The following is a 6,198-nucleotide window of genomic DNA, read 5'->3' as shown; positions in this document are numbered from 1 at the left end:
CTATTGCTTGAAAACTCAGTAGAGTATGACCTAGTTTACTCTACTTCGCTCATGTTGCCATGATAAAAGTGGCATCCCTAAGGGGATTCGAACCCCTGTTACCGCCGTGAAAGGGCGGTGTCCTAGGCCTCTAGACGATAGGGACACTAAAACTGTTTTGCGAAGTGTACTTCGCTGTTTTAGTGTAAGGCGAACCTTTAGTTAAACTAAAATGAGCGACCTCACAATCTACTAAAACTGTTTCAGAAAGCGCTGCTTTCTTGTTTTAGTGTAAGGCAATTTAGCAATCGCTAAACACACCTCACATCTATAAAATTCTTGGTGGAGCTATGCGGGATCGAACCGCAGACCTCTTCGCTGCCAGCGAAGCGCTCTCCCAGCTGAGCTATAGCCCCTCTTTCTCAACCGCCACTGCAATGGCAGTAAACTCGTAGATAACTACTCGTTGAAAGCGAGGCGCATTCTAAGCACCCCCCTAAAAAGTGTCAACCATTATTTTCGAATAAATTGCATTTTTTCGCATATTTTTGTTTAAGTGAATATATAAGCATCAACTTGATTAATTTTTATATATTCAAAGGCTTGAATCGGTGAATTTTTAGAATTTGCTTTCCTAGCATATGTTTATAAAGACCACTTACCGCCGAACAACTTCTGCTAGACTTTATTCGTTAAAGTTTAAAGTTAAGCCTCTTTTATAGTTCAAAAATCTAGCAGTAGTAAGGCCTCTCCTTTATTTTTTAGAAAAAAGCCGTTATTGTTAACCTGATACTATCTATAAAAGTAATACATGCAATTATCTCATTCAAAAGTTGTCGCGATTGGTGGAGGACACGGTTTAGGGCGTGTGCTTTCTAGCCTTTCTTTTCTGGAAAAGAATTTGACTGGCATAGTAACAACTACAGATAACGGTGGTTCAACAGGCAGACTAAGAAAGCGAAGTAGCTCTATAGCATGGGGTGATTTACGCAACTGCCTAACTCAATTAGTCGATGACGACTCTATAGGTAGTCAACTATTTAATTACCGATTTGATGGTCAAGACGAACTAGGTGGGCACAATCTCGGAAATCTTATTTTATTTGGCTTGGGTCAAATACAATCTCGCCCCTTGGACTCTATCAAATTGGTTCGTCGCTTGCTAAGAGTGAAGACTCCCGTTTTACCAATGTCGGAAACCCCTACAGACCTTATCGCCTTTTATCCAGAAGGCAGATGTCGTGTAGGAGAGTTATCTGTAGATAAAATGCCAGTAATGCCGAAAAACCTGATGTTGGCGCCTTTAGTAAAATCTTTAGGGACATGTAAAGACGCATTAAAAGAGGCTGATTTAATCATTTTGGGCCCAGGAAGCTTTTTAACGAGTGTTATCCCACCTTTATTGGTAAGAGATATTGTCAACGCGATTCAGGCAAGTAACGCCCACTGTGTGTTTATTGATAACATTGTTAAAGAGAATAGTCCTGCAGGAAATCTAACGCTTGATGAAAAACTAATATGGATAAAAGAAAATGTTGGCTGCTTGCCAATAGATAGTGTTATTGCTCATGGAGATGAACATAAATCAGAATTAGTTCCGGTGATAAATTGCAACTTAGCGTCAAATGACGTCGAACATTATCACGATAAAGATAAGCTCATCGAAGCGCTAGAACAATGCTTACTAGAATCCCAGCGCTTGGATAAAATCGTTAATTCTTAACGATTAACATATTATTACTCAGATTTAACCGAGTCGTCTTGACTTATTCTACTGGCCACTGCGCCAGTTTGTCCCTTATATTTTGCGTCATCCCTCTTATTATAAGGTCTAAGTGCACTAGCAGACATTGTTTCAAAATTTAACGCCGCAATTTTCATTTTTGGGCGAAGCGCCAATGGCAACTTACCACTATTGAAAAACTCTAAAACAATTTGACCAGACCAGCCTGGATCGATGCGGTGGGCGGTAACATGAACCATTAACCCTAAACGCGCTAACGAAGAGCGACCATCCAACCACCCTACTATATCGTCAGGTAAAGTGACCGATTCATAAGTAACAGCAAGAGCTAATTCACCAGGGTGCAAGAAAAACGCTTCTCCGTCTGGAATAACGATCTCATCACTCATGACAGAGTTCATCGCTTTTTGTACTTCTTCTCTTGGGCCACTTAAATCTATATAAGGCGCAGTATGGTCTTGAAATACTCGAAATTCATTACCTAATCGAATGTCGACACTTACACCAGAGATCATACTTTCATCAGGTGTCGGACTAATTTGAATTTTGTTTTGCTCAATTAGAGCTTGAATGTCTTTATCGCACAATCTCATAATGAAGATAATTCTCTGGTTTGGTTAAAATAAAGTGTTCTTTAACTAGTACTTTCTTAAACCTCAAACTTAGTCAATTTGAGTAAAGAGTATTTCCTTAGTAAAAGGGCTTCTAGCATCGTGATTAAAATACAAATGCGCAGCCATTTTTTGCGCTATTTTACGGTATAAAACAGCAACTTCGCTAGTGCTATTTTCCAAGACGGTACAACTACCATTGTCAACTTGCTGACAAATATCAATATCAAGTGGTAGTTGCCCCAATACACTCGCATCAAACTTGCTTGCAAGAGCTTCGGCACCACCTTGTCCGAACAAATGACTTTTATGACCACAATTTTCGCACAAGTGATAACTCATGTTTTCTATTAGCCCGAGAACAGGAACATTAACCTTATTAAACATCGCCATCCCCTTCTCTGCATCGATCAATGCAACATCTTGTGGTGTTGTAATAACAACAGCGCCAGCAACAGGGACTTGTTGCGCTAAAGTAAGCTGTATATCTCCTGTACCGGGTGGCATGTCTATAATCAAGTAGTCGAGCTCTGGCCAACTCGTTTCATTGAGCATTTGCCCAAAAGCACGGCTTGCCATAGGACCTCGCCAAATAGTTGCGTCGTTTTCATCAGTCAAAAAGCCAATAGACATTGCAGCAATTCCATTGCTTTCCATTGGTATCATGGTTTTACCATCGTCTGAGCCGACCCTTTTTCCAGAAAGACCAAGCATTTTAGGAATAGAAGGCCCATAAACATCAGCATCCAAAATACCTACATTTGCCCCTTCAGCTTGAAGCGCAAATGCTAAATTAACTGCTGTAGTTGACTTCCCTACCCCGCCTTTCCCTGATGAGACTGCTATTACGTTTTTAACAGAACTAATGTTGTGCTTTTGAACAGGCAAGACATCAAGGGCAATGTCACACAGTATAGAAATATTGTGTCTTTCTAACAGGGCATCAGCAAATTCACCAAATGCGGTGTCACAAGGAAATGGCGCAGAGATTTTAACTACGATGTTATCTTTATCCTTTTCTATCTTGCTAATTTTGCAGCAATTAGCAACTTTCCCTTTGAAGAGCGACGCTTCATATTGGGAAAAGAAATCAATGATAGTTTTTTGTGTTTCGTCGGGTACAGAAGAGCGACCGAATAAGTTTGAAAGCATAATGGATGGAGAAATTTACGCTTACTTCTATATTAGCAAGTGTAAATATCAATTTTGTTAATGAAATACCTTGCCAAATTCTGTACCATTCGCTGCAGAATTACCACCAATTTTCATTAATCGATTAAATCAGTTTAAAACTTATATGCAATCATCAAATCAACGCAAAATATTAGTTACTTGTGCTTTGCCGTATGCAAACGGTTCAATTCACCTTGGGCACTTGTTAGAACATATACAAACCGATATTTGGGTGCGCTTTCAACGAATGCGTGGCAACGAAACTTACTTCGTCTGCGCTGACGATGCGCACGGCACACCAATTATGCTTAAAGCACAAGAATTAGGTGTTAGCCCAGAAGAGATGATCGCCGGTGTTCGTGACGAACACATGCAAGACTTTAACGATTTTTTTATCAGCTTTGATAACTATCACTCAACACACAGTGAAGAAAACAAAGAGTTTGCTAGCGAAATCTATTTGAAGCTTAAAGACGCAGGTCATATTAAAACTCGTACTATTTCACAGTTGTATGATCCAGAAAAAGGTATGTTCCTACCTGATCGCTTCGTTAAAGGTACTTGCCCTAAGTGTAAGAGCGAAGATGAAAATGGCGATAGTTGCGACAATTGTGGTGCAACTTATTCTCCTACTGAAGTGATTAACCCTCGCTCAGTTATTTCTGGTGCTACACCAGTATTAAAAGATTCAGAGCATTACTTCTTTGATCTTCCAGCTTTTGAGCAAATGCTAAAAGATTGGACAACAGGTGGCTCGCTACAAGAAGAAATGGCGAACAAACTAAACGAATGGTTTGAGTCAGGACTACAACAGTGGGACATTAGTCGCGATGCGCCTTATTTTGGTTTTGAAATTCCTGGGGCTAAAGACAAATTCTTCTATGTATGGTTAGATGCCCCAATCGGCTACATGGGTAGTTTCAAAAACCTTTGTGATCGTGAAAACATTGATTTTGATACCTATTGGAATGAGAACTCTGATGCCGAGCTATACCACTTTATAGGTAAAGACATTATTTACTTCCACAGTTTATTCTGGCCTGCCATGTTAGAAGGTGCAGGTTACCGTAAGCCAACGTCAGTTTACGCACACGGCTTCGTTACCGTTAATGGCGCTAAAATGTCTAAATCAAAAGGTACCTTCATTAAAGGTCGTACTTATTTAGACCATTTAAACCCTGAATACTTACGCTATTACTATGCAGCGAAATTAACTAATCGTATTGACGACTTAGATCTTAACCTAGAAGATTTCGCACAACGTGTAAACTCAGATTTAGTAGGTAAAGTAGTTAATATTGCTTCTCGCTGTGCAAGTTTTATCACTAAGCGCTTTGACGGCGTGCTTTCAAGCAACGTAGAAGACCAAGCACTTGCAGATGAAGTTATGGGTGCGGGAGATAAACTTGCTGAGCTATACGAAAATAGAGAATTCGGCAAAGCAATGCGTGAAATTATGGCGCTTGCTGACAAAGTTAATGAGTACATCGCTGTTAAAGAACCATGGGTACTTGTTAAAGACGAAAGTAAACAGCAAGAAGTACAAGATGTTTGCTCGTTAGGTATCAATTTATTCAGAACGCTAATGATTTACTTAAAACCAGTTTTACCTAAACTGGCAGAAAGCACTGAAGCGTTCTTAAATGATGAGTTGCTTTGGGAAGGACACAAGTCTTTACTAAGCAATCACAAAATCAACAAATTCAAAGCGTTAATGCAACGTGTAGAAATGGATAAAATTGAAGCCATGGTAGACGCATCAAAAGAATCTTTGGCCGCAAGTCAAGCTGCCGCGCCGGTTACAGGGCCTCTTGCAGATGACCCAATTGCACCAGAAATTCAATTTGATGATTTTGCGAAAATTGATTTACGCGTAGCTAAGATTGTAAAAGCTGAGCATGTTGAAAAAGCAGATAAACTATTGCGTTTAGAGCTAGATTTAGGCGGAGAAACTCGCCAAGTATTTGCCGGTATTAAATCGGCCTACCAACCAGAAGATTTAGAAGGTAAATTAACAGTGATGGTAGCGAATTTAGCCCCGAGAAAAATGCGCTTCGGTATGTCAGAAGGCATGGTATTAGCTGCTGGACCAGGGGGTAAAGACCTTTGGATCTTAAACCCTGAAGAGGGAGCGCAGCCAGGTATGCGTGTTAAATAATAGCCAAAATCAAAAAAGCGCTCTTAAAGAGCGCTTTTTTGTTAACTAACTTAACATTAATCTCTAAAGACACGTTTATCATCGCCTTAATGATCACTTCCACCATCACAGTTCTAGATAAAAGCAGAAAGAAAGACGTATTGCGCTTTTACAAATCTCAAGGCGTCAGCGTTAAATACAAAGGCTTTGACCATGTATATGGCGTTACCGACGAGAACAATGCAATAATCGCCTGTACGTTTGTTTCAAAACTAAGCGAAAGCAATACCCTTTGGCTATTACATGGCCTTGTCGTATCGACCCATTTTAGAAATAAAGGCCTCGCGAGCGCTTTAGTCAGCCATACGGTGAACTTACATCATCCCGTAGTGTGTTTTGCTGATTGTTCACTGACACAGTTTTATGAAAAGAATCAATTTGGCATGCTATCTGAAGATGAAAGTGAACAGCGGCTAACAGAGCCACTTAACATTCGTTATAAAAGTTACCTTAAAAACCAACCGAATTTGAAAATTTTCGCATTATTATAAAGC

At 39.9% G+C, this 6,198-nt stretch carries 5 protein-coding genes and 2 tRNA genes; 3 read left to right on the top strand and 4 right to left on the bottom strand.

Annotated features, from left to right (window positions below; translation table 11 throughout):
• Positions 1–69 precede the first annotated feature (69 nt).
• Together ACOB80_RS20050 and ACOB80_RS20045 are read right to left on the bottom strand one after the other, a co-directional pair.
• A tRNA-Glu gene (locus tag ACOB80_RS20050) sits at positions 70–145 on the bottom strand.
• Positions 146–319: 174 nt separating this feature from the next.
• Positions 320–395 (bottom strand) — tRNA-Ala (locus tag ACOB80_RS20045).
• A gap of 395 nt (positions 396–790) precedes the next feature.
• Between ACOB80_RS20045 and ACOB80_RS20040 the strand changes: the two genes are divergently transcribed.
• Positions 791–1,702 carry a gluconeogenesis factor YvcK family protein gene (locus tag ACOB80_RS20040; protein ID WP_473167657.1) on the top strand — a complete coding sequence of 304 codons (912 nt, stop codon included), beginning with the start codon at positions 791–793 and terminating at the stop codon, positions 1,700–1,702.
• 14 nt (positions 1,703–1,716) lie between these two features.
• On the opposite strand, the gene dcd is transcribed toward ACOB80_RS20040, so the two are convergent.
• Positions 1,717–2,316 (bottom strand): dCTP deaminase, encoded by a 600-nt coding sequence (gene dcd, locus ACOB80_RS20035; protein WP_473167656.1) that lies wholly within the window; start codon positions 2,314–2,316, stop codon positions 1,717–1,719.
• Between the two features lie 69 nt (positions 2,317–2,385).
• Positions 2,386–3,486: an iron-sulfur cluster carrier protein ApbC gene (gene apbC / locus ACOB80_RS20030; RefSeq protein WP_473167655.1), complete on the bottom strand. Its 1,101-nt coding sequence runs from the start codon at positions 3,484–3,486 to the stop codon at positions 2,386–2,388.
• A 145-nt stretch (positions 3,487–3,631) separates the two neighbouring features.
• On the opposite strand from apbC, the gene metG reads away from it, so the two are divergent.
• Both metG and ACOB80_RS20020 read left to right on the top strand, forming a co-directional pair.
• Entirely contained in the window at positions 3,632–5,665 is a 2,034-nt protein-coding gene (gene metG / locus ACOB80_RS20025) for a methionine--tRNA ligase (protein ID WP_473167658.1), read from the top strand.
• A 38-nt stretch (positions 5,666–5,703) separates the two neighbouring features.
• Positions 5,704–6,195 carry a GNAT family N-acetyltransferase gene (locus tag ACOB80_RS20020; RefSeq protein ID WP_473167654.1) on the top strand — a complete coding sequence of 164 codons (492 nt, stop codon included), beginning with the start codon at positions 5,704–5,706 and terminating at the stop codon, positions 6,193–6,195.
• Positions 6,196–6,198 lie beyond the last annotated feature (3 nt).

This window comes from Thalassotalea coralli, from assembly GCF_055786205.1.
Note: the sequence above shows the minus strand (reverse complement) of the source record. Positions and strands in the feature narration are given on the sequence as shown.